The 24,519-nt window shown below is 65.8% G+C and carries 19 protein-coding genes; 9 read left to right on the forward strand and 10 right to left on the reverse strand.

The genetic code is table 11. From position 1 onward, the window contains the following. Positions 1 to 99: 99 nt before the first annotated feature. The 4 genes from J4O76_RS13205 (at position 100) to J4O76_RS13220 (ending at position 7,029) form a co-directional block, all read left to right on the forward strand. Positions 100 to 1,083 carry a LacI family DNA-binding transcriptional regulator gene (locus tag J4O76_RS13205; RefSeq protein WP_426282314.1) on the forward strand — a complete coding sequence of 328 codons (984 nt, stop codon included), beginning with the start codon at positions 100 to 102 and terminating at the stop codon, positions 1,081 to 1,083. A 99-nt stretch (positions 1,084 to 1,182) separates the two neighbouring features. Then, the gene (locus tag J4O76_RS13210) at positions 1,183 to 3,693 is read left to right on the forward strand and encodes a TonB-dependent receptor domain-containing protein (protein WP_426282316.1); all 2,511 of its coding nucleotides are present in this window, start codon (positions 1,183 to 1,185) and stop codon (positions 3,691 to 3,693) included. Positions 3,694 to 3,713: 20 nt separating this feature from the next. Beyond that, on the forward strand, positions 3,714 to 5,510 hold the full coding sequence (locus tag J4O76_RS13215) for an alpha-amylase family glycosyl hydrolase (RefSeq protein ID WP_426282450.1): 1,797 nt from the start codon (positions 3,714 to 3,716) through the stop codon (positions 5,508 to 5,510). A 181-nt stretch (positions 5,511 to 5,691) separates the two neighbouring features. Beyond that, positions 5,692 to 7,029 (forward strand): MFS transporter, encoded by a 1,338-nt coding sequence (locus tag J4O76_RS13220; protein WP_426282317.1) that lies wholly within the window; start codon positions 5,692 to 5,694, stop codon positions 7,027 to 7,029. 103 nt (positions 7,030 to 7,132) lie between these two features. Here the strand turns inward: J4O76_RS13220 and J4O76_RS13225 are convergent, their stop codons facing one another. From J4O76_RS13225 to J4O76_RS13270, 10 genes are all read right to left on the reverse strand, one after another. After that, entirely contained in the window at positions 7,133 to 7,990 is an 858-nt protein-coding gene (locus J4O76_RS13225; RefSeq protein WP_426282318.1) for a serine hydrolase, read from the reverse strand. A gap of 290 nt (positions 7,991 to 8,280) precedes the next feature. Next, the gene (locus tag J4O76_RS13230; RefSeq protein ID WP_426282320.1) at positions 8,281 to 8,991 is read right to left on the reverse strand and encodes a FadR/GntR family transcriptional regulator; all 711 of its coding nucleotides are present in this window, start codon (positions 8,989 to 8,991) and stop codon (positions 8,281 to 8,283) included. Beyond that, entirely contained in the window at positions 8,988 to 9,797 is an 810-nt protein-coding gene (locus tag J4O76_RS13235) for a helix-turn-helix transcriptional regulator (RefSeq protein ID WP_426282321.1), read from the reverse strand. The genes J4O76_RS13230 and J4O76_RS13235 overlap by 4 nt, the downstream gene beginning before the upstream one ends. A 39-nt stretch (positions 9,798 to 9,836) precedes the next feature. Next, positions 9,837 to 11,132, reverse strand: a complete 1,296-nt coding sequence (locus J4O76_RS13240) for an MFS transporter (RefSeq protein ID WP_426282322.1) — start codon at positions 11,130 to 11,132, stop codon at positions 9,837 to 9,839. 9 nt (positions 11,133 to 11,141) lie between these two features. Beyond that, positions 11,142 to 12,077 carry an alpha/beta hydrolase gene (locus J4O76_RS13245; RefSeq protein WP_426282323.1) on the reverse strand — a complete coding sequence of 312 codons (936 nt, stop codon included), beginning with the start codon at positions 12,075 to 12,077 and terminating at the stop codon, positions 11,142 to 11,144. Positions 12,078 to 12,202: 125 nt separating this feature from the next. Then, positions 12,203 to 13,606, reverse strand: coding sequence for an FAD-binding oxidoreductase (locus J4O76_RS13250; RefSeq protein ID WP_426282324.1), 1,404 nt, complete (start codon positions 13,604 to 13,606; stop codon positions 12,203 to 12,205). A 1-nt stretch (position 13,607) separates the two neighbouring features. After that, complete coding sequence (locus J4O76_RS13255; RefSeq protein ID WP_426282325.1) at positions 13,608 to 15,767, reverse strand: TonB-dependent receptor; 2,160 nt, start codon at positions 15,765 to 15,767, stop codon at positions 13,608 to 13,610. A 129-nt stretch (positions 15,768 to 15,896) separates the two neighbouring features. Further along, complete coding sequence (locus tag J4O76_RS13260) at positions 15,897 to 16,658, reverse strand: SDR family NAD(P)-dependent oxidoreductase (protein WP_426282326.1); 762 nt, start codon at positions 16,656 to 16,658, stop codon at positions 15,897 to 15,899. A gap of 9 nt (positions 16,659 to 16,667) precedes the next feature. After that, the gene (locus tag J4O76_RS13265; RefSeq protein ID WP_426282327.1) at positions 16,668 to 18,152 is read right to left on the reverse strand and encodes a carboxylesterase/lipase family protein; all 1,485 of its coding nucleotides are present in this window, start codon (positions 18,150 to 18,152) and stop codon (positions 16,668 to 16,670) included. A 132-nt stretch (positions 18,153 to 18,284) separates the two neighbouring features. Continuing rightward, entirely contained in the window at positions 18,285 to 18,752 is a 468-nt protein-coding gene (locus tag J4O76_RS13270) for an NUDIX domain-containing protein (protein WP_426282328.1), read from the reverse strand. Positions 18,753 to 19,012: 260 nt separating this feature from the next. Between J4O76_RS13270 and J4O76_RS13275 the strand changes: the two genes are divergently transcribed. From J4O76_RS13275 to J4O76_RS13295, 5 genes are all read left to right on the forward strand, one after another. Further along, entirely contained in the window at positions 19,013 to 20,443 is a 1,431-nt protein-coding gene (locus J4O76_RS13275) for a M10 family metallopeptidase C-terminal domain-containing protein (protein ID WP_426282329.1), read from the forward strand. Between the two features lie 30 nt (positions 20,444 to 20,473). Next, the gene (locus J4O76_RS13280; RefSeq protein ID WP_426282330.1) at positions 20,474 to 21,655 is read left to right on the forward strand and encodes an alpha-hydroxy acid oxidase; all 1,182 of its coding nucleotides are present in this window, start codon (positions 20,474 to 20,476) and stop codon (positions 21,653 to 21,655) included. Positions 21,656 to 21,846: 191 nt separating this feature from the next. After that, on the forward strand, positions 21,847 to 22,575 hold the full coding sequence (locus J4O76_RS13285; protein WP_426282331.1) for an NUDIX hydrolase: 729 nt from the start codon (positions 21,847 to 21,849) through the stop codon (positions 22,573 to 22,575). Positions 22,576 to 22,580: 5 nt separating this feature from the next. Continuing rightward, on the forward strand, positions 22,581 to 23,579 hold the full coding sequence (locus J4O76_RS13290) for an SPFH domain-containing protein (RefSeq protein WP_426282332.1): 999 nt from the start codon (positions 22,581 to 22,583) through the stop codon (positions 23,577 to 23,579). Next, positions 23,579 to 24,472, forward strand: coding sequence for a hypothetical protein (locus tag J4O76_RS13295; protein ID WP_426282333.1), 894 nt, complete (start codon positions 23,579 to 23,581; stop codon positions 24,470 to 24,472). The genes J4O76_RS13290 and J4O76_RS13295 overlap by 1 nt, the downstream gene beginning before the upstream one ends. Positions 24,473 to 24,519 lie beyond the last annotated feature (47 nt).

Consider the following 24,519-nt stretch of genomic DNA (forward strand, 5'->3'; position numbering starts at 1 on the left):
ATCGTGCAAGTCCGTCGGTAATTCGCCCGACAATTGCAGGCCCGCGGTGCTGACTGTACGACGTGGCCTACGCGCGTACCGACGAGGAACTCCACTACAATGAAACTCGCCGACCTGGCCGCACTCGCGGGCGTTTCGACTGCAACCGTGTCGCGCGCGCTTGCAGGGCATTCCTCCGTGAACGAGCAGACGCGCGAGCGGATACGCGAGTTGGCGCGCGAGCACGACGTGCGACCGAACCAGCTTGCACGCAACCTGCGGATGAAGAGCACCGGCGCGATAGGACTGGTCCTGCCGCTCGGCCACGCGAAGACGCAGCATCTGACCGACCCGTTCTTCCTGTCGCTGCTCGGATTCCTCGCGGACCTGCTGGTCGAGCGCGGCTATGACATCCTGTTGTCGCGCGTGATCCCGGATGCCGAGGACTGGCTCGAACGGTTGGTCGACAGCGGGCGGATCGATGGCTTGCTACTGGTCGGCCAGTCGGACCAGTTCGCGGCGATCGAGCGGGTTTCGCAGCGCTACCGCCCGCTGATCGTTTGGGGTGCGAACCGTCCCGGCCAGCATCATTTGACGATCGGATCGGACAATGTCGCGGGCGGGCGACTGGCAGCGGACCATCTGATCGCGCAAGGCCGGCAGCGGCTGCTGTTCGTCGGCGACCCTGCCCCGCCCGAGTTTGCCGATCGCCTTGCCGGGTTCGCTGCGGCGGCCGACGAGGCCGGTATCGCCTACTCGGTGCTGGCAACCGCTATGAGCCCCGAAACGGTTCACGCTGCGGTGGCGGAGCATCTTGCGGGCGGCACAATTCCGAACGCGATCTTTGCTGCGTCGGACGTCGCGGCGATGAGCGTGCTGCGCGCACTGGCCGAGGCGGGGATCGACGTTCCCACCACGACCGCGGTCATCGGCTATGACGACGTCTCGCTGGCAGCGCACACGTCCCCGTCGTTGACGACCATCCGCCAAGATCTTGCGATCGGAGCGGAATTGATGGTCGATCGCTTGCTGAAGCGCGTCGCCGGCGAGCCAGCTGAGTCCGCGATCGTCCCCCCTGCGCTGATAAAGAGACAGTCCGCCTAATTTCTGCAATCGATTGTGAAACATTTCTTGCAATCGATTGCGACGCGAGTAGGAGGCGGCCTTGGGCTTCTCAGAAAGCCGTCGCGCAGGGAGAGTCGCATGAAAGTACGTCACGCATTGCTGGCCGGCATCGCCGCCGCATCGTTCGCCACCGCTGGGGCCGCACAGACCGCACCGCAGGCTGATCCGGCTGCCACGCCGGCCGACACCGCCACTGCTCCCGCTGCCGACATCCCGCAGGACGACATCGTCGTGACGGCGGTCGCGCGCGGCACGAACAAGCTCAACACGTCGATCACCACCAGCTCGATCACGTCGGATGCTCTTGTCCAGCTGGCACCGCGCACCTCGGGCGAACTCCTCCGCAACCTCCCCGGCATCCGGGTCGAGGCATCCGGCGGCGACGGCAACGCGAACATCTCGGTCCGCGGCCTGCCGGTCGCATCGGGCGGCTCGAAGTTCCTCCAGCTGCAGGAAGACGGCCTGCCGATCCTGGAATTCGGCGACATCACGTTCGGTAATGCCGACATCTTCCTCCGCGCCGATTTTAACGTGAGGACGGTCGAATCGGTCCGTGGCGGTTCGGCCTCGACCTTCGCGTCGAACTCGCCCGGCGGCGTCATCAACTTCATCTCGAAGACCGGCGAGCAGGAAGGCGGCGCGTTCCAGCTCAGCAGCGGGCTCGACTACCGCGAGTTCCGCGTCGATTTCGACCAGGGCGGCAAGCTGTCCGACACGCTGACCTATCATTTCGGCGGTTTCTACCGGATCGGTGACGGCCAGCGCGAAGTCGGCTTTGACGGCGTCAAGGGCGGCCAGTTGAAGGGGAACATCACCAAGTCGTTCGGCAATGGCGGCTATGTCCGCCTGTACGGCAAGTATCTCGACGACCGCGCGATCGGCTATCTGCCCAGCCCGGTACAGGTAACCGGCACGAACAGCGATCCGACCTACAACAACATCACCAATTTCTCGATCAACAACGGCACGCTGCACAGCGCCGACATCCGCACCGTGCAGACGCTCGACGGCAACAATCAGCTCGTCACGCGTTCGATCCGCGACGGCCAGCATCCCGTCGTGTATTCGGCGGGTCTCGAGACGCAGATCCCCGTCGCGGACGGCTGGAACATCGTCGAGCGGTTCCGCTATTCGGACATCTCGGGTGGCTTCACCTCGCCGTTCCCGTCGGCCGTCGGCTCCGCGCAGACGATCGCCAACGGCATCGGTGGCGCCGGCGCGCAGCTGTTCTACGCGAGCGGACCGCAGAACGGCCAGCGGATCACCAACCCGGCGTCGCTCAACGGCAATGGCCTGCTCGCCAACGTCGTGCTGTTCGACGTCGACCTGAAGAGCCTCAACAACATCACCAACGACATCCGCCTCAACGGCTCGGTGCCGCTCGGTTCGGGAACGCTGGCGATCACCGGCGGCTTCTACGCCTCGCGCCAGGACATCAAGAGCGACTGGCTGTGGAACTCGTTCGTCCAGACCGTCGCCGATGACGGTCGCTCGCAGCTGGTCGACGTCCGCACCGCGGCGGGCGTTCCGGTCACGCAGAACGGTACGCCGGGGTATTCGGCATTCGGCTTCGGCAATTGCTGCCGCCGGTCGTACGATCTCGACTACACGACCTATGCACCATTTGCTCAGCTCGGTCTGGAGATCGGCCGCTTTAACATCGACGGCTCTCTGCGCTACGATTTCGGTCGGGCCCGTGGCAGCGTCGCCGGCGCCGATCTGGGTGCGGGCTTCGGCAGCGGCATCACGACGTTCGACATCAACGGCAACGGCGTGATCTCGGCGCCCGAGCGTCAGGTCGCGATCATCCCGACACGCCGCTCGCCGCTCAACTACAACTACGACTATCTGTCCTACTCGGGCGGCGCGAACTATCGCCTGACCGACAGCACCGCAGTATTCGCACGCTACAGCCGCGGCGGTCGCGCCAACGCCGATCGCCTGCTGTTCGGCCCCTCGATCAACACGACCACGGGCGGCCTGACCGACGAGGGCGCGGCAGTCGATTTCGTCCGTCAGCTCGAAGGCGGGTTCAAGTTCCGCCAGAACGGTCTCTCGCTCTACGCCACCGGCTTCTGGGCACGCACCGAAGAGCAGAACTTCGAGGCGACGACACAGCGTTTCTTTAACCGCGAATATGAAGCGAAGGGCGTCGAGCTCGAGGGCCGGATCGCACGCGGGCCGTTCTCGCTGTCGGCGGGCGGCACCTACACCGATGCCGAGATCACCAAGGACGTTCTCAACCCCGCAGTCGAGGGCAACCGCCCGCGTCGCCAGGCTAAGTTCATCTTCCAGGCGACCCCGCAGGTCGATGTCGGCCGTCTGACCGTCGGCGCGAACGTGATCGGCACCACCGACAGCTTCGCGCAGGACAATAACGTCCTCAAGATGCCCGGCTACACGCAGGTCAACGCGTTCGTGTCGGTGCACCCGACCGAGAACGTCACGCTGTCGGTCAACGGCAACAATCTGTTCGACGTGAAGGGCATCACCGAAGCCGAGGAAGGCGCAATCCCGACCAACGGCATCGTCCGGGCACGCTCGATCACCGGCCGAACGATCTCCGCCGCGGTCCGCGTCGGCTTCTGATAGGGCGGGTGAGCGTGACTATGACCTCCACCGAGCGCCGTCTCGACGCGCTCGCCCCCCTTCTCAAACGCCAGCTCGAACGGCTGTACGGCACCGATCGACTGGCGTCGCTCTGGCTGCGGATGGAGACGATCCTCCGTGATCGGGCGGCCGAACGGCCAGCGGCGATGGTCGCGCTCGACGAGGCGCGATTGAGCGATCCCGACTGGTTCGTCGCGCCCGACATGCTGGGCTATTCGACCTATGTCGATCGGTTCGCCGGCACCGTCGGCGGGCTGATCGACCGCGTCGACCATCTCGAATCGCTCGGGGTTCGGTATCTACATTTGCTCGCGTTGCTGAAGGCACGCGAGGGCGACAGCGATGGCGGGTTCGCGGTCGCGGACTATCTCGCGATCGAGCCGCGGCTGGGGACGATGGCCGATGTCGCGCGCCTCGCCGCGCGGTTGCGCGAGGGGCGGATCAGCCTGTGCGTCGACCTCGCGCTCAACCACACCGCGGACGATCATGCCTGGGCGAAGGCGGCACTCGCGGGCGATCCGCATTACCGTGCCTTTTATCATGTCTTGAGCGATGACGAGGCGCAGGCGTACGAGGCCGACCTTCCCCAAGTGTTCCCGACGACTGCGCCCGGCAACTTCACGTACGTGCCGGCAATGGGTGGGCAGGTCTGGACGACTTTCTATCCGTTCCAATGGGACCTTAACTGGTCCAACCCTGAAGTCATGCTCGCGATCGTCGACACGATGCTGCGGCTGGCGAACCACGGCTTCGAGGCGTTCCGGCTCGATTCGATCGCGTTCCTCTGGAAGCAGATCGGCACTAATTGCCGCAACCGTCCCGAGGCGCATTTCATCGTCCGTGCGCTGCGCGCGGCGCTAGACATCGTCGCGCCGGCGACACTTCTGAAGGCCGAGGCGATCGTCCCGACCGCGCTTGTGCCGCCGTATTTCGGCGCCGACGAAGGACGCGACTGGGATGGCGGGTTCGAGCCCGAATGCCATCTCGTCTATAACAACTCGCTGATGGTAGCCGGCTGGGTCGCTTTGGCCGAACAGTCCGCCACCCTGCCGCATGCGATCGTCGAGGCAAGCGGTGGCCTGCCACGCGGCGCGAACTGGCTGAGCTACGCGCGGTGTCACGACGATATCGGCTGGGGCGCGGTTATCGGCGATCTCGCCGGGATCGACCCGGACCCTGTGGCACGGCTCAAGGTAGCGGCGCGCTTCCTCGAAGGCGGCGACGGCAGCTGGGCGCGCGGTGCCCCGTTCCAGTCGGATGGCTCGGTGCTGCACGGATCGAACGGGACGATGGCGTCGCTGGCGGGGCTCGAAGCGGCGGCGGACGACGATGCGCGCGAAATGGCGTTTCGGCGGATCGCACTGCTCAACGCGCTGTCGATCGCGAGCGGCGGGCTGGCGACGACCTACATGGGCGACGAAGCGGGGCTGCTCAACGACGCGAGCTATCTCAGCGATCCCGAGCGCGCGCACGAAGGCCGCTGGTTGCACCGGCCCGAGATGGACTGGACGGCGCTTGACGAGCCGGCCGCGCGGCGGATCAGCGGCGATCTGGCAGCGTTGCGCGCGGCAAGGGTCGCGAGTGGCGGGGCTGGTTCACCGTTGGCGATTGCGACGGGTGAAGCCGCCCTTCTCGGCATCGGTTGTGGCAGCGACCGGGTGTTCCTGAACTTCTCCGACGCCGCGGTCTCGGTCGACGGGCTCGCCGGATGCCAGGATCGTTTGTCCGAACAGCCATGCGGTGCGCCGCTCGACGTCGAACCCTGGGGCGTCATCTGGGCAGGCCCGGCGGCGTGACCCGGCGAACTCACAATCCTCCCCCGCAAGGGGGAGGTGGCTGGCTCTTGTCAGACGGAGGGGGAGGCATGCGAAACGCAGGTTCCGTGTCCTCCCCCTCCGTCACCTACGGCGACACCCCCCCCTGGCGGGGGAGGATCGATTGGTCCACGCCGGATCATCTCGCACAGGAGGCATGACAATGAACCTTGGCCTCATGACCAAGCCCCGCCTCTCGCTGATGCGGCTGATCGAGATGAACCTCGGCTTCCTCGGGCTGCAATTCTCGTTCGGTCTGCAACAGGCCAACATGGCGCCGATCTACGGCTATCTCGGCGCGGACGAGGCGAGCCTGCCGCTGCTGTGGCTCGCCGGACCGATGACCGGGCTGCTGATCCAGCCGCTGATCGGCGCGATGAGCGACCGGACCTCGACCCGGATCGGCCGCCGCACCCCCTATTTCCTGGTCGGCGCGATACTGTGCAGCCTGTGCCTGCTGGCGATGCCGTACAGCCCGACGCTGTGGGTCGCCGCCAGCCTGTTGTGGGTGCTCGACGCCGCCAACAACGTGACGATGGAGCCGTACCGCGCCTATGTCGGTGACCGCCTCCCCGACGACCAGCGCGCCGCCGGCTTCCTGACGCAATCCGCGTTCACCGGCCTCGCGCAGACGCTCTCCTATCTGGCGCCGTCGCTGCTGGTATGGATCGGCTTCAACAAGGATGCCATCGACGGCAACGGCATCCCCGACATCACGCGGATCGCGTTCCTGATCGGCGCAGTGCTGTCGCTGGCGACGATCGTCTGGTCGGTTGTCCGCGTGCCCGAACTGCCGCTACCCGAAGAAGAGAAAGCACGGCTGGCGAAGGAGCCGCTGACGCTCGGCGGCACGCTGCGCGATCTCAAGACCGCGCTGGTCGAGATGCCACGGCCGATGCGACAGCTGGCGATTGCGATGCTGTGCCAATGGTATGCGATGTTCGCCTATTGGCAGTTCATCACCTTCGCGGTCGCACGGTCGCTGCACGGCACGTCGGACGCCAAGAGCGAAGCGTTTCGCGACACCGTGCTCACCGTCGGCCAGCTCGGCGCCTTCTACAACGCCGTGGCGTTCGTCGCGGCGATCGCGCTGGTGCCGGTCGCGCGTCGCTGGGGAGCAAAGAACGCGCATGCCGCGTGCCTGCTCGCGTCGGGCGTGGCGATGCTGGCGATCCCCGGCCTGCGAACCGAACCTGCGCTGTTCGTGGCGATGCTCGGCATCGGCATCGGCTGGGCGAGCATGATGGGCAATCCGTACATCATGCTGATCGACATGATTCCCCCCGAGCGCAACGGCGTCTACATGGGCATCTTCAACATGTTCATCGTCATCCCGATGATCATCGAGAGCCTGACCGTGCCGCTATTCTACCACTCGCTGATGGGCGGCGAACCGCGCAACATCCTGTATCTAGGCGGCGCGCTGATGGTGCTGGGCGCGATCGCTACGACGCGCGTAACCATGCGCGCATCGGTGTCGCCCTCTGAAACCTCCGCCTAGGCCGGAGACAGAGGAGGGCAGGTATCCGGCCAGCGACATGCTTTGCGGTTTGGCGAAAACCGTGCCGCCCACAGTTCGCAGCAGGCCGGAAACTGAACCTGGATTACCGCATCTGCATGAAGAGAGCGAGCGCGTTGCGGGCGCTATCGGCAAAATAGTCGTAAATCGCGCGTGAGACTTCGGCGATAACCGGCTGGCGGTCGCGTCCCCCTCGCGCGAACACCACGATCGCGACGCGGCGGCCGTCCGGCATGGTGATGAACCCGACGTCATTGGTGATACCGTCGAGCGTACCGGTCTTGTCCTCCACCCTGGTACCCGCGGGAAGCAGGGCGCGGATACGGCGCGTGCCCGTCTGGCAGCGGCTCATCAATTCGAGCAGAAATTGACGGCTTTGGGCCGCCAGGACGGTGCCGTTGTCGAGCTTGTTCAACAGCGTAACCATCGCGATCGGCGTGGCAACATCCTTGCTGTCGGCAAGGTGGCCACGCTCCCTCAGCAACTGGGCGATGGTCCTGTCCATTCGGATGCCGGTAATCCTGTGCGACGACAGCCACTGCTGGATAGCGACGGGGCCCCCGAGAGCGGCAAGCAACTGGTCGGTCGCCTGGTTGTCGCTATGGACGATCATCAATTCCATGACCTTCGCGGCGGGACGACCGACGATCATATCGCCGAGGGTGCGGCGACCTTGGTCGACGTCGGCAAGGTAGGCGGCGGCGATCGCGATCTTGACCGTGCTCGCCATCGGAAACGGCGTGTCCCCCCTGACGGACGCGGTCGAGCCATCGCGAAGGTCCAGGGCAGCGATGCCGTAGTCACCGGAGCGTTCCGCGACCAGCAAACTCAACACGCGTTCGAGCCCGGTAGGCCCAATCGAGTCTGCAGTCGCCGGTGTCGCAACGAGGAGGCTAGCGGCGATGCTCGATAGAAACAGGCAGGAAAGCCGAGGTGCGCGCATCAGTCGTCCTTGAATGTCGTCCGTCGTCGAAGTGGAGATGCTAGACCGAAAAACATGAACGCATCATGTTGCATGCCGCTGAGGAACGAACAACGGCGAATGGCATGCGACGGGTAGCGAAGCCAGCCATGTCCGATATCTTGCTCTTCCGCCCGTCGCTTTTGACATGGCAGCGGCCGCTGCGACCACGTCCCATGCGGTAAATGATGCCAACGCCCGCGCGCATGCGCCGAAGTCGAAAGATTCAAAAGTTACCGACCCCGGAGAAAATGATGCGGGCTGTTCGCACCTCAAAGACGCGCGAACAGATCGCCGATGGAAGCGACGAAATGCGTGCTCATGGCCGCGATCGCCGCTTTGGGATCGCGGCCGGCGATCGCTCTCGCCAGGTCGTGATGGTGCGCCAGCACGGCGGTACGCTGCCGCGCGGTGGTTCGCGTCGCCCAGGCGGCAGGCACCGCGTGGACCATCATCGGAGCGAACGAGCGGACGATCTGCAGGAACAGCATGTTGCGCCCCGCCTGTGCGATCGCCTGGTGAAACGCGATGTCGTGGCGGGTCAGCGCATCGACATCGGTGCCCGCCGCTTCCATCGCCTCGGCTAAACCAATGATCGTCCGCGCCTCGTCGTCGGTGCGCTCGATCGCGGCGAGTTCGGCGGTGCGCAGTTCCAGCGTGCGGCGCACGTCCCAGATCTGCACCATCGAGATCTGCGCCGTCGCCACCGCGTGATCGAGCGAGGTCGCCATCACCGATCCGTCGATCGCAGCGACCCGCGCGCGCCTGCCATTGCCCACGTCGATCAGCCGCAGCGCCGCCAGCGCGCCGAACGCCTCGCGCAACACCGGCCGGCTGACGCCCAGCTCGGTCGCGAAATGGCCTTCGGACGGCAGCGTGTCGCCGACCTTCATGTCGTTCGTGCGGATATGCGTGCGGACCGCGTGGACCGCCTGGTCGACGAGCGAACCGCCCTCGACCAGTCGCAGGCTCGCCGCGCTCATGCCGCGAGCCGCGGTGCGCGCAGCGAGGACGGGGTCGTGCCGAACTGCCGCGAGAAGGCGCGCGTGAAACTGGCGTTGTTGAGATAGCCGCACTGGTACCCGATCGACGATACCGGCAGGTCGGTCGCGATCAGCAGCTGACGGGCCGCCCCAAGTCGTCGGTCGAGCAGCGCGTCGGCGACCGTGCAGGCGAACATGTCGCGGAAGCCGCGCGTGAGCTTTGCCCGGTTAAGGCCACAGGCCCGCGCGATCGAGTCGAGCGTCATCTTCTCACCCCAGCGCTCGTCGATCATCCGCTTCGCCGCGACAATCCGCTGGCTGTCGCGGGCGGACAATTGCCCGGCACCCGCGAGAGGTACGAGGTCGTCCTCGACGATCCGCTGGAACGTACTGGACAGGAGCTCGATGCATTTCGCCGAACGATGCGTGCTGCGCCAGGGTTCGGGCAGCGTGCAATCGAGGATCGCGGCGACCATCATCCGCAACTCGCTCGGCAGATGGCACGCGATGTTCGCGTCGGGCGCATAATCGAAGACCCGCAGGCAGGCGCCACGTTCGACCGCAAGGACGAGGATCGCGCGCTCCTCCGAGGGAACCGTGCCGGTGGTGACGGTAACCTGCGCTGGCGCGTCCTCGCCGAGCGCGAAGCAGAGGACCACCGCGTCGGCGGAAACAGCCGCCGGGTCGACCAGGCCCTCGCCGATGAAGGCCGCCATCTCGGGCGACACCGTGACCCGTTCCTTCTGCATGCTACCCTCGCCCAACACCGATCTCCTGTTCCCGATTGCCGGGATTGGGTCGATCATGCAGCTATCGGATAGCTCACGCAAGAGCTATCTTACAGGTTAGGCAATTGCGGATACCGGCGCGCGACGCATTGCCATCGTGAAGGCGATGACGGAGATCGCGCTGGTCACTACGCCGACGATCGCGAGACCCTGTGCGAGATGCGCCTCGCCGCCCAGCATGCCGCTTGCCGCCGCGACCAGCGTTGGTGCGAGACCGTAGCCGATCAGCCCGGCGATCGCGATGAACGCGCCGATGCACAAACCCCTAAGTTCGTTGGGAATGAGCACGGTCAATGCCACCGAAGTCACCACGCCCGTCACCGCGCCACACGTCACGAGCAAGCCGACGGCGACCCCGAACAGCGGAACCGAGGGCATGATCGGGAACAACGCCGCGGGCACGCCAACCGCCGCGGCAACGATCGCACCGATCAGCAGGCCGCCACGCCGCCCGCTCTTCTGCCCCCGGTCGGCGGACAGGCCACCGACGATCGCACCGACGACGCCCGAGCCAAAGAGCAGCGTGCCCATCCAGCCGGCGAACTGGTCAGGCTGCAGGTGGAAATTGCGTGACAGGACCGGCGAGACCCAGATCCCGGCGGCGGCATCGGCCATCACAACGCTGATCTGTCCGATGAACAACGGGACCAAGAACACGCGTCGTGCCCATAGCTCACCGGCCACGACCTTGAACGGGGCATGCGTGCCCGCCGCAACCTCCTGTCGTGCCGGCTCGCGCAACAGCAACAGCGGCAGGATGGCAAACACGCTGATGACCGCAAGGCCGAGATGGACGCTGCGCCACGGCATCATGCCTGCGAACCACGTCGGCGCGCCGCCATGCGCGAAAAGGCCGAACAGCGCGCCTGACAAGCCCAGGGCGAGCGCAATACCGAGCGATTTGCCGAGATTGACGACCAGCATCGCCCTGCCCCGCTGCGTCGGGACGCAGAAGTCGGCGCACAGCGACAGCGCCGCGGTCAGCGCGCCGGTCGTGCCGATCCCGGTCAGCATGCGCGCAACGAACAGCAGCGGCACGCTCTGCGCGAACCCGGTGAGTACCGTGCCCAGCGTCCACACGAGCGCGAGCGCGATCATCATCCGCACGCGGTTGTAGCGATCGACCAGGATGCCGATCGGGATCGAGAACACCGCGAGCGGCAGTGCCGCCGACAGTCCCTGGATCAGGCTCAGCGTATAGTCGCTGAGGTGGAGTTCGGCCTTCGCGCCCTCCTGCACCGTCCCGAACGAGCCCATCATCGTGAAGCCGACCGCCATCGCCAGCGCGAGCGCGAGCAACGGCAGCAGCGTCCTTGCGAACTGCGGAGAGGCCGGTCGGGCGAAATCGGTCATGGGAGCTCCTTATGCAAGCGCACGGCGCAGTGCCTCGTGGCTGTCGCGGCGCGCCTGTTGCGAGACCGGACCGTCGGCGAAGACATCGAAGGCGTGATAGCCGCCGGGGTAGACGTGAAGCTCGACCGGCACGCCCGCGCGGATCAGCCGCGTCGCGTAATCGATGTCCTCATCGACGAAGAGATCGAGCGCACCGGTCGCGATATAGGTACGCGGCAGGTTGCGGAGATCGGTTGCACGCGCAGGCGCGGCGTAGGGCGACACGTCGTCGCCACCGGGCGCGTGGCCGAGCAACGAACTCCAGCCGAAGCGATTGCTCTGCGCAGTCCAGATAAACTCGCCAGCGTACGGATGCGGCGGTGCTGTGCAGGTACGATCGTCGAGCATCGGGTAGATCAGGTGCTGGAACGCGAGCGCATACTGCCTACGGTCGCGCACCATCAGCGCCAGCGCCGCGGCATACCCGCCGCCGGCACTCTGCCCCATCACGCCGAGCCGCGCCGGATCGATGCCGAGTTCCTCGGCATGGGCGATCGTCCAGGCAAGCCCGGCATAGCAATCCTCGATCGGACCCGGAAAGTTCGTCTCGGGCGCGAGGCGATACTCGACCGACACCATGATGCATTGCAGGTCGGCGATCAGCGGACGGACCAGCGGATCGTAATCGCTGACCTTGCCCATCACATAGCCGCCGCCGTGGATGTGATAGATGCAGGGCAGGACGCCGGTGGCGCCCACCGGGCGGAAGACGTGCAGGTCGATATCCGGGGCTCCGGCAGGCCCTGGAACCGTATGGATCTCCAGCGTCGCCAGCGACTTGTCGGCCGGGGGAAACATCGAGGGCCGGTCGCGCATCGCCGGCAGGATGTCGTCCGTGAGCGATATCCGCGGCAACATATCCAGCAGTGGGCGGAGCGTAGGGTCGACGAGGTGCAGGCTGTCCATATCAAATCCTTCTTCCCCCCTCCCTGGAAGGGAGGGGTCGGGGGTGGGTCGGCGCGGGGCGCACTCTAGCGCCTGCCAATAAGCCGACCCACCCCCAGCCCCTCCCTTCAAGGGAGGGGAGTAGTTCAGAACGCAAAGATCTTGCCCGGATTGAACAGGTTGTGCGGGTCCAACGCATGCTTCAGCGTCCGCATCAGATCGACCGCATCGCCGAGTTCGGCGACCAGCCAGTCCTGCTTGCCGATGCCGATGCCGTGCTCCCCGGTGCAGGTGCCGTCCATCGCCAGCGCGCGCTCGACCATCCGTGCGTTGATCGCCGACACCTCGGCCAGTTCCGCCTCGGACTCCGGATCGATAGAGAAGACGACGTGGAAATTGCCGTCGCCGACATGGCCGAGAATGGTCGCCGGGACCGACGAGGCCTGGAGGTCGGCCTTGGTCTCGCCGATGCACTCCGCCAGGCGGCTGATCGGCACGCACACGTCGGTCGCCCAACCGACAGCGCCGGGGCGCAGGTTGACCGCCGCGTAATACGCCTCGTGCCGCGCCTTCCAAAGCTTCGAGCGTTCCTCGGGCAGGTTGGACCAGCGGAAGTCGCCGCCGCCGTTTGCCGCCGCCAGTTCGCGGACCGTCTCCGCCTGTTCGTCGACATAGCGCGGCGAGCCGTGGAATTCGAAGAACAGCGTCGTCAGTTCGGGATAGTCGAGCTTCGACCAGGCGTTGACCGCCTTCATCTGCATGTCGTCGAGAATTTCGACGCGGGCGAGCGGCACGCCGATCTGGATCGCCTGCACCACCGTGTCGACGGCGCCGTTCAGCGTGTCGAAGCTGCACACCGCGGACGAGATCGCCTCGGGAATGCCGTGCAGCCGAAGCGTCACCTCGGTGATGATGCCGAGCGTCCCCTCGGAGCCGACGAACAGCCGCGTCAGGTCATACCCCGCCGCCGACTTGCGCGCGCGGCGGCTGGTGCGGATCTCGCGCCCGTCCGGCGTCACCACGCGCAGGCTCAAGACTGCCTCACGCATCGTGCCGTAGCGCACCGCGTTGGTCCCGCTCGCCCGCGTCGCGGCCATCCCGCCGATCGTCGCATTGGCGCCGGGATCGATCGGGAAGAACAATCCCAGGTCGCGGATATGCTCGTTCAGCTGCTCGCGGCGGACCCCCGCCTGCACCGTGCAGTCGAAATCCTCGGCGTTGATCGACACGATCTGCGTCATCTCGGACAGGTCGACCGAAACGCCACCCTGCACCGCCAGCGTATTGCCCTCGATCGAGGTGCCAGCACCGAACGCCACGATCGGAACCTTGGCGGCGGTGCACAGCTTGACGAGATCGACCACCTCCTCGGTTGATCGCGCGAAGACGACCGCGTCGGGCAGCATCGGTGCGAAATGCGCCTCGCTGCTGCCGTGGTGGAGCCGCATCGCGTCGCTCATCTGGAGCGCATCGCCGAACCGCTGCTTGAGCGCCGCGACGAACGCCGGGTCGAGCGGCGCGCGCTCTATGGGGTCGAAATGCATGGTCATCCTAGAACCGGAAGCTCGCGCGTACGCCGTAGCGGCGGCGATCGCCCTGGATTGCGAGGTTCGACGCCAGCGGCGCGAGCCCGGCGCGAACCAGCGCCGACTTGTCGATATAGCTCTCGATGAACTTGGTGTTGAACAGGTTGGTGCCGAACGCGGTGACCGTAAGGCCACTCGAGAAACGGAAGCCGAGCGAGGCGTTGGTGATCGCATAGGCCGATAGTTTCGGCGCCACATTGGGATCGAGCGAGGAGCCGATGCGGCTGCCCTTCCCGAAGATCCCGGCATCGAGCAGCACTGCGTTGTCGCCGACCGGCACGGTGTAGGTCGTATTGAAGTTGAAGTTGTAATCGGGCGTGAAGATGATCCGGTCGCTCGATACGTGGACGCCGGTGGTCGCGAAATACTGGCTGTCGTCGGTGATCCGGGCATGGAGATAGGATGCGCCGGCGTCGATCCGCCACTGGTTCGTCACGCGCAGATGCGCCTCCACTTCGGCGCCGTAGCTTTCGACGGTGCCGGTGTTGAGGTTGATCGCGACGAAGCCCCCGCTGGTGTTGGGCGCGAGCGAGTTCTGGCCGATGAAATCCTTGTAGTCGTTGTAGAACACGTCGGCGTTGATCGTCAGGCGGCGGTCGAACGCGTCGAACTTGGTGCCGAGTTCGTAGGTCCAGACATTGTCGCCCTTGTAGGTCGCATCCTCCGGCCGCGTACCCGGACCGTTCTGGCCACCGCCGCGGATACCCTTGGCGACCGAGGCGTAGCTCATCACCGCCGGTGTCCAGTGCTGCGTCAGCGTGACACGCGGCTGGAACTGGTCCTTCTTGTACTCGGGCGCCGTATACGGCGTGATGCCGTTGACCTGGCTCGCAACCAGCTTCTGGTGATCGTACCGGCCGCCTACGGCGAGATCGAGCGTGCCGACTTTCAGGAACGCGGTGGCGAAGATCGCGCGGGTGTCGTTGCGGACATAGGTCGACGACGGCGTGGTCGAGGCCGGCGCCGGGAAAGTCGGCCCCAGCAGCGCACGGAAATCGATCGTCGTCAGCTGGTCGCTCGTCTGCGTGTAGCGGTTACCGTACAGCCCGATCAACGTCGAGAACGCATCGCTCCACTGCGTATCGAAGCGCAGCTCGGCGGTCTTGGTCTTCAAGGTCGAACCGCCGCGGGTGCGGAGCAGGTCGACGGGGCCGAAATCGCCGTCGTTGATTCCGGCGACATTCTTCTGGTTGTAGGCGCCGATCGCGGTGATCTTGGTTTTCAGCGAGGCGGCATCGAACTCGCCCTTCACGTTCGCGCCGTAATAGTCGATCACCGCGCGGTTCAGGACGTTGGTCGCGCCGTCGAGGCGGTAATCGGTCGGCCCGGCGACATGGATATACGATGTGCTGCCGCCTGCGGTCTGATCGTAATTGCCGTTGACGGTGAACACCGCCCAGTCGGCCGGCGTGAAGCGCAGCGTGCCGCCGACGCTCTGCTGCTTCAGCGGGTTCATGTCGCCGATCGTCAGCGTGTTGCGCATGAAGCCGTCCTGCTCATGATAGGACGCACCAATCCGGAACTGCAGCAGGTCGCGCACGATAGGGCCGCTGACCGAGCCCGAGACCGAAGCGTAATTGTCCGTGCCGGCGACCGCGGCATCGAACCGCCCTTCCCACTCGTTGCCCGGCTGGCGTGTAATGACGTTGATCGCGCCACCCAGCGTGTTGTTGCCGAACAGCGTCCCCTGTGGCCCGCGCAGCACTTCGATCCGCGCGACGTCGACGATCGGCGAGTTGAGGTACGACGTGTTCGGCTGATAGACGCCGTCGATGAAGATGCCGACGCCTGGCTGCACGGTGTCGATCAGTGTCGTACCGATGCCACGGATCGAGACAAACGCGCGGCCCACGCTGTCCGAATTGATGTTGAGGCCCGGCGTGTAGGACGCGACGTCCTTGACGGTGTTGACCTGCAGCTCCTTCAGCCGATCGCCGGTGATCGCGGTCACCGCGATGGGCACGTCCTTCAGCGACTCCTGGCGCTGGCGGGCGGTGACGACGATGTCATCGGAGCTGACGGACGTTGCGGTCTTGGCCGTATCGGCGGCGTCCTGTGCAAAGGCCGGTACGGTCGTGAAGGCGGCGGCGGCGCATCCTGCGGCGAGCAATGTCTTAAAGCGCATTGGATCCTCATCCCTTTAGAGCGCCGATCCATTGCCGGCTACTTCTACAGTCAGAGCTATCCGATAGCTTACCTGTATGAAAGGTCTCGGGCTATGCCGTCCGGCTCGCGGGCTTCGCCGATCGGTGCGCTACCAACAGCTATAGCCGCCGTCCGCGAGGACGATGCTGCCGGTCATCAGGCTCGCCGCATCCGACGCTAGGAACGCGACGATCGATGCGACTTCTTCGGGTTCGCCGAGACGGCCCTGCGGCGTGCCGTCGATCCAGCGCTTGTACATCTTGCCCTCGCGATCCGCGAAGCTGTTGAGAACGGTGTTGATATAGGTCGGCGCGACCGCGTTGACGCGGACGCCGCGTGGCGCCCATTCGGCAGCGAGGCTCTTGGTAAGCTGGTGCACCGCGGCTTTCGATGCGTTGTAATAGCTCTGCGGTTGCGGTCGGTTGACGATGAAACCGCTCATCGACCCGACGTTGACTATCGCGCCCTTCCCCGCCGCCAGCATGTGCCGGCCAAAGGCGCGCGCACACCAGAAGGTGCCGTTGAGATTGACGTCGAGCACGTTCAGCCAATGCTCGTCGGCGACGTCCTCGGCTGGGGTCCCGCTGCGCGCGATGCCGGCATTGTTGACGAGGATGTCGATCGCCCCGAGCTGGTCGGCGACGGCGGTCACGCGGGCGGAATCGGTCACGTCCATCGCAATACCGTCGACCGCATAGCCCTTGCCTGAGAGCGCGACATGTCCTGCCGCGATCGCCGTCTCGTCGCGATCGGCGATCGTCACGTGCGCGCCCATCTCCGCCAGCGCTTCGGCACACGCCAGACCAATCCCCGCCGCGCCGCCGGTCACGAGCGCGCGGCGACCGGTAAGCTTCAGTCGTTCGAGATACATGATCGGTCCTCAGGGCAGGAAGGGTGCGGCAGGCATGACGGGCTCATGTCGCGCCTCCTGCCGGACAAACGAATAGACCTGCCGCGTCTCGGCATCGAATGCGCCCCAGGGCAGGCGGCCGTCGGTCGCGAACCGGATCCACAGCGCGTGCATCCGTTCGGCCAGATCTTGCGGCGGATTGGGTCCGCACAGCCCCTGCTCGCCGGTCGCGCACGCCAAGGCGTCGAACACGAACGGCAGCTCCATGCCGTGCGACGCGCCGAGCTCGCCGCCGAACATCGGCGAGCGCCAGTCGAACTCGTACATGTGCGTACGCCCCTTGTGCGCCTCCGCAAATCGCCGCGCGGGCCAGCGAAAAACGAGATCGTTCATCGCATCGGTCAGCGCCTGTCCGGGTTTGCGGCCCTTCGTGCCGATCCCGTAGGCCTTCAGCACCTTGCGCGCATGCGGTTGCGACTTGTGGAGGACATAGGTCGCCAGCAAACGTCCGATCTTGTCACGCACGCCGGTGGGAACGAGATACAGGTTCATCTCCTCGGCATTGGTACCGATCAGCAGGTCCACCTCCGCGCCCGCGCCGTTCGCCAGCGCATCGAGCGGACGCTGCGGCAGCACGTCGTCGCCGTGGACCGGGACGAAGCGGCTTATTCCGAACACCGGTTCGTGGCCCGCCTCGTCGCGCAGATCGATCCGCGCAGTCGGTGCGGATACCGCCTCTACCGCGTCGATCAATGCGTCGTACGACACGCTGCTAAAGCCGGTCGCGTCGGGGGTGATCTTCAGGAACTTGGCCAGCTTCTTTACCAGTCGCTGCATCACCGGGACCGAGCGAGTCATGCCGCCATGGCCGCTTTGAACGATCGCGCGCCGGAACAATCCCCTGGCGAGCGGCGAGGCGATCAGGTCGGCGATCGCCATCGCGCCCGCGGACTCACCGAACACCGTGACGTTGTCCGGATCGCCGCCGAACGCGGTTATCCCGTCCCCTACCCATTTCAGCGCTGCGATCATATCGCGCAGCCCAAGGTTGGTCGGCACGCCCGGAATCGGCAGGAAGCCGTCCACGCCCATCCGGTAATTGATCGCGACGCAGATCACGCCGTCGCGCGCGAACGTGCCGCCGTCCTGCACCGGCGCATCCTTGCTGCCGATCACGAACCCGCCGCCGTGGATGAACACCATCACCGGCAGGCCAGTCCGGTGGTCATCAGGCCGCCAGATATTCGCCGTCAGATAGTCGTCGCCCGGCGCCCAGCCTTCACCGATCAACGGTACGGTATCGAGGCCGGGAAACGCCTTGGTCCGCTGCGGCGCATTGGGGCCGGTCACCGTCGCGTCGCGCACGCCTTGCCACGGCACGACCGGTTGTGGCGGCGCGAACCGGTTCGCACCCACCGGCGCCGCGGCGTAGGGCACGCCGAGGAACCGCCGCACGTCGCCTGTGGCACTCCCCTGCACGATACCGTCGGCGGTCGAGACGATGGGTTGGCTCACGATGTTCTCTCCTCCCGATCCGCAGCTGCGGTCGGAGGACTAAGGTAGCAGTCCGGCAAAGTACGTCGCGAACTCACGTTATGCGCATCGTTGCTTTTATCGTGCAGTCCGGCGAGCCGACGAGCGCCCGCGTTACCAGGCCCCAGTTCCGGTCGCGCCCTGCTGGTATTCGGCGATGCGCCGCCGGGTCGCGGGAGATGTGGTCTCCGGCAGGTCGTCTAGCTTAAACCAGCCAGCCTCTTCGATCTCTCGCAGGTCGGCACGGTCTAGTATCCCGCTCGCCGCGGTTCGCACGACGAAGATCACGATATGGTCGTCCTTGCCCTCCCCGCGACTGTGATAGATGCCGAGTACCCGCTCGATCACCGGGTCGGCGATCGCCACTTCCTCGGCAAGCTCACGCCTCAGCGCGGCGGCGATACTCTCGCCCTTCTTCACGCCGCCGCCCGGAAGATACCAGTGATCGGCATAGGTGTGCCGTACCAGCGCGACCCGCCCGTCCCGGTCCAGCAACAGCGCGCGAACACCGATCGTGCGCGGCTTGGCGATCCGCCAGACCAGCCGCGCCGCCTTGCCGATCAGTCGATGACGTACACCCACGCGCTTATTCCCCAACCGTTGATCGCCGCGTCGCAAGCGTACCCCAAAACCTGGTTCGACGTGCCGTATGCTTCTCGGTGGGCACAGCCATGCAGCGGACGGGCACAGCAAATGGTTTCGTCGCTTGCGCCGAACGCGCGCAGATTGCGAGCGCTCCCCTGAGATCCGAATCACTGCGGGGAGACGCGTCGGGACGACGTCATCCCGCCGCGTTTGCCATCCCGAACATCGGCGAGGCGGTATGGCGTGGGAGAGCGACGGTGAAAAAGCTTCTGCTACCAGTAGCGATCGTGGCGGGCGCCGGATTGGCGATGGCCGGGACCCTGAGCCTGTCCGCACGATCGGGACTTGAGCCGAGGTCGGCGCCAATTCGCATCGTCAGCGGCGGCGTCGATGCATCGGTAGCCACGCCGTCACCCGCCGCCTCGACCGCGTCAGCCCCGGAACCCTGCACTGCGCTCACCAACTCCGCCGGCTCGACCGAACCCGCACCAGGTACGACCAAGTGCGGCCTGCCGAGTCATGTAACCTTGCAGGATCGCGTGTGGTTCGGCGCCTATTGGCAACTGCTCGCCACGCCGATCATCCTCGGCGGGGGCTACGTCAACGCGCGCGTCGAACGGACCAGCGACGGCAACTTCTTCGACGGCATCGTCGACAAGGTTGACGGCAATGGTCAGGTCACGGACGTCATTCTCGCCTTCGCGGGCGCGCAGGGGCTCGACGCCGTTCAGGGTGAATCGATCCTCGCGGGCATTCCCCTCGACGAGGCGACGCGCGCGACGCAGGTCTACGAGCGGCTGCTGAACGATCCGCGCTATGCCAATGCGCGCATTCACGTCACCGGGCATTCGCTTGGCACCGGCTATACCCAATATATCCTGGCCTACGCGCTCAAGACGCACGGCGTGGCCGCGACCGACGCGCGGTCCGACTTCCTGGCATTCGGCGCGCCCAACTGGCTCGCCTCGGCCGCGGCGCACTTCGGGGTCGACCCGGAGTTGGTAGCGGCGCGCATGGTCGACTTCACCGCCGCGAACGATCCGGTACTCCTGAACGGCGTGGTGCGGATCGGCATCAACAATCATTTGCCCGCGTTCACCGGGCTACCCGGGCTCGGCGGCGCGATCGACGTCATCGGCGCGCACTGGCCGACCACCTACGCCGCCGCGCTCGGCCTGCCCGACTGGCTGTCGGCGGCCGACCAGAAGGCGGCAACCAACGCACTCAGCGCACAGTTCAAGACGGGCGACTCGATCTCCCCCACCTACGGACCGGCGGGCGGCATGCCGCTGACGGTCGACGGCAGCGGCAAGGCTGAATGGATCTCTGGGCTGGGCGGGGCAGATCGGCTGATCGGCCATGGCGGCGCTGACGTGCTGACCGGCGGGGCTGGCGCTGATCGCTTCGTCTATCTCGATCGCAGCGATAGCGGCACCTCGCCAGACGGCGAAGATCGTATCACCGACTTTTCGCAGTCCGAGGGCGATCGCATCGATCTGTCGGCGCTCGCCGTACTGCCGCTCAAGTTCATCGGCACGGCACCGTTCACCGGACCAGGCCAGGTCCGCATAGCGTTCGAAGACGGTGCCACACTGGTGATGGTCAACCTGGACGGCGACCCGTCACCCGATTCCATCATCCGGCTGAGCGGAACCATCACGTTAACGCCACGAGACTTCATCTTGTGATGGCCGAGACATGCAAATGAGCGCAAAACCATGACGCGACTTCGACGGGCGAACAATGTTGCCGACCTGCGCCTGATGGCGCGCAAGCGGCTGCCGCGCCCGATCTTCGACTATATCGACGGTGGCGCCGATGACGAGGTATCGCTGCGCCAAAACGTCAGTGCGTTCTCGCACTACGAGCTGGTACCGGACGTCCTGAACGACGTCTCGGCAATCCGGACCGGCACGACGCTGTTCGGACAGCCATCGCGCTGGCCGCTGATGCTGGCGCCGACCGGCCTTACCCGCATGTTCCACGGCCATGCAGAACTCGCCGTCGCGCGTGCCGCAGCCCGGCACGGCATCCTCTACAGCCTGTCGACGATGGGAACGACGCGGCTGGAAGACCTTGCCCAGGCATATGCCGGGCCGAAGGTCTTCCAGATCTATATCTTCAAGGACCGCGGCCTGACAGCGGAGTTCGTCGCGCGTTGCCGGGACGCAGGTTTCCACGGGCTGGCGCTGACCGTCGATACACCCGTCGCCGGCAACCGGGAGAGAGACCGGCGCAGCGGACTGTCATTGCCGCCCAAGCTGACGCTCAAGTCGCTCATGAGCTTTGCGCGTCATCCCTCATGGTCGCTGCCTGCACTGACAGGATCGAAATTCGATCTCGCGAACGTCAGCCACAAGATCGACGCGCTCGCATCGGGGCCGATGAGCCTGTTCGACTATATCGGCGGCCAGTTCGATCGCTCGGTCGGTTGGCGCGAGGTCGAATGGCTTGCGCGCGAATGGAACGGGCCGCTCGCGATCAAGGGCGTGATGACGCCGGAGGACGCGCGCCGGTCGATTGCCTCGGGCGCAACCGGCGTGATGGTCTCCAATCACGGCGGTCGGCAGCTCGATAGCGCGCCTGCGCCGATCGACCAGATCGCGGCAGTGCGCGACGCCGTCGGCGATGCGCCGGACGTCATCTGCGACGGCGGTATCCGGCGCGGCTCGGACATCGTGAAGGCGCTGGCGCTGGGCGCGACCGCCTGTTCGATCGGACGCCCCTATTTGTACGGCTTGGCGGCAGGCGGAGAGGCAGGCGTCGACCGCGTACTGACGCTGCTCACGGAGGAGTTCGACCGCACAATGACCCTGGCAGGCGTGAACGATATCGCGGCCCTGGCCCCGCGCCATGTTCGAATGAACCGCGCGCAGGCGAAACCCGCCGGTACCTTTTGATCGTCATCGTTATCACGTCTGACGTGATCCAAGCGTTGTCTGTGGCTGCCGACCTGTCGGACGGCGCCTTCCAAGACATATGCTGAATTCCTTGCCTCAGTCCAAACCGTGATCCGCCTCTAGCGTGACCACCCTTGACATATATCCCTCCCGCATATTAGTAATATGCCAGAAGGATATATGGGTGCGAGATGAACGAGACTGAGTTCCTCGATGGATATGATCCACACCGGTACGATCGCCCATCGGTTGCTGTCGATCTGATCCTGGCCAGCGTCGTCAACGGTAGGCCCGCCGCGTTGCTCATGCAGCGTTCCGAGCATCCTTGCCTTGGTGCGTGGTCGCTACCCGGTGGGTTTGTCGGCATCGACGAGAGCCTCGATGCCGCGGCACACCGCGTGCTCGAAACGAAAGTGCGGATGGCGGACGCGTATGTCGAGCAACTCTACACGTTCGGCACGGTCGACCGTGACCCGCGCACCCGAGTTATCAGCGTCGCGTATTTCGCACTACTTCCCCCTGCCCGCTTCGCAGCCGCGCTGAAAGCCTCTCCCGACCTGACATTGGCCGAACTCGTTGTCCCGTGGTCCGGCGAGACCGGCGGGCCGGTCGAGGCGCGGTCACAGGATGGAGACGCGCTGCCGCTCGCATTCGACCACGCCGACATGCTCGGCCTCGCGATGCTGCGGTTGCGCGGCAAGCTCGATTACTCGGATGTCGCCTTCGCTCTGCTGCCCGAACGCTTCACACTTCGGGCACTGCAGGACGTCCACGAGACGATCCTCGGGCGATCGCTCAACAAGCCGGCCTTTCGCCGCCGCATGCTCGCCACGAACACGCTGGTGGCGACCGGCGAACGCGAGACCGGTGCCTCGTTCCGTCCCGCCGAACTCTTCCGCCACCATTCGACACAGGAGTAACCGTCATGGCCTCGATAAAGAACCTCGGTTTCCTCGCCCAATTGCGTAGCGATGCGAGCAACCACGTCATCCGCTACCGCAGCGGCAAGGTGAAGCAGAGCGGGCGCGGGCTGGTTTTCTGGTTCCGTCCGGAGACCGCGAGCATCGCCGAACTGCCGATGGACGACCGCGAGATGGCGATCTTCGTGAAGGGCCGCAGCCAGGATTTCCAGAGCGTGGCGATCCAGGGAACGCTGACCTGGCACGTCGCCGATCCCGAACTGCTCGCCTCGCGCGTCGATTTCAGCCTGGGCCTGCTCACCGGTGCCTACAAGAGCGAACCGATCCAGCGGATCGAGACCCGGCTCGCGGGGCTCGTCAACCAGGCCGCGTTGCAATATCTCGCGCAGGGCTCGGTGCGGGCGCTGCTCGATGCCGGTCCCGAGCCGCTGCGCCACCAACTCGAGGCTGCGCTCGCCAACGATCCCGCGTTGAACGAAATCGGCATCGCGGTCACCGCGGTCCGCCTGACCAACCTCGCGCCATCGAGCGAACTCGAACGCGCGCTCCAGACCCCGACGTTCGAGGCATTGCAGCAAAAGGCCGACCAGGCGACGTTCGAACGCCGTGCGCTCGCGGTTGAGAAGGAGCGTGCGATCGCCGAGAACGAACTCGCCAACCGCACTGAGCTTGCCCGGCGCGAGATGCTGCTCATCACGCAGGAGGCCGAGAACGCACGCAACCGCGCGACCGGTCTGGCCGAGGCGCAGCAGGTCGAAGCAGGCGCGGAAGCCGAGCGCATCCGCACGGTCGAGAGCGCCAAGGCGGAAGCGGAGCAGGCTCGGATGACGATCTACCGCGACTTGCCACCCGGCGTAATGCTCGGGCTCGCCGCACGCGAGCTGGCGGGCAAGCTGGATACGATCGAGCATCTGAACATCACGCCCGACCTCCTCGCGACCGTGCTCGGCGAATTCCGTAATGCACAGCCAGCCCCGACGGCTCAGACTGCGCTGCCCCGCTGATGGCGACCAACGCGCCGCGCGCGGTCTTCGTCACCCGCGAGACCGACTATGACCTCCTGCTCGCGCGGCACGCGACGCGTGGGCAGGCGAAGTTCTTTCTCGATACGCGCGGCCAGGACATCGACGTGATCGAGGATCGGCACCGTCGATTCCACGCCACGCTGCATCAAGCCCGCTCGCTCGTTCCCGATGACTGGCGGCAGGCGAGTGTCGCTCGTGCCGACCTCGACCGCTTCCTGTTTGGCCCCGAGGACGTGATCGTCGCCGTCGGGCAGGACGGGCTAGTCGCCAACGTCGCGAAGTATCTCGACGGGCAACCCGTGCTCGGGCTCAACCCCGCCCCCGATTTGTACGACGGCGTCCTGATGCGCGTGCCGCTCGCGCGCCTGTCCGCGCTGCTGCCGGCGAGCGTCTCGGGTGCGGCGCCGGCCGAGCAGCGGACGATGGTCGAGGCGCGGCTGGATACCGGCGAGCGGCTGCTGGCGCTGAACGAGGTGTTCGTCGGTCATCGCAGCCACCAGTCCGCGCGCTACCGGATCACGTGCGGGGACCAGGCCGAGGACCACTCGTCGAGTGGGCTAATCGTTGCGTCGGGGACCGGCGCGACGGGCTGGGCACGCTCGATCATGGAGGCGACGCATGCCGCCCTCCCACTCGATCCGCAGGAACGCGCAGTCGGCTTCTTCGTGCGTGAACCCTTCCCCAGCGTGGCAACCGCGACCTCACTTCGTGCCGGCAAGCTCGCGGGCGTGCCGCTCGCGGTCACGTCGCGGATGAACGACGGCGGGGTGATCTTCGCGGACGGCGTCGAACAGGATTTCTTCGCGTTCGACTGGGGCCGCGGCGTCACCATCGCCCCCGCCACCCGCACCCTCCATCTCATTACCGGTTGAGTCGTTCGGCACAGTGTTCGCTCAAGGCCAACACCGCCGCCCGAGAC

The sequence above is a fragment of the Sphingomonas sp. NFX23 genome, assembly GCF_049887795.1.
In the GTDB taxonomy this organism is placed as follows: Bacteria; Pseudomonadota; Alphaproteobacteria; order Sphingomonadales; family Sphingomonadaceae; genus Sphingomonas.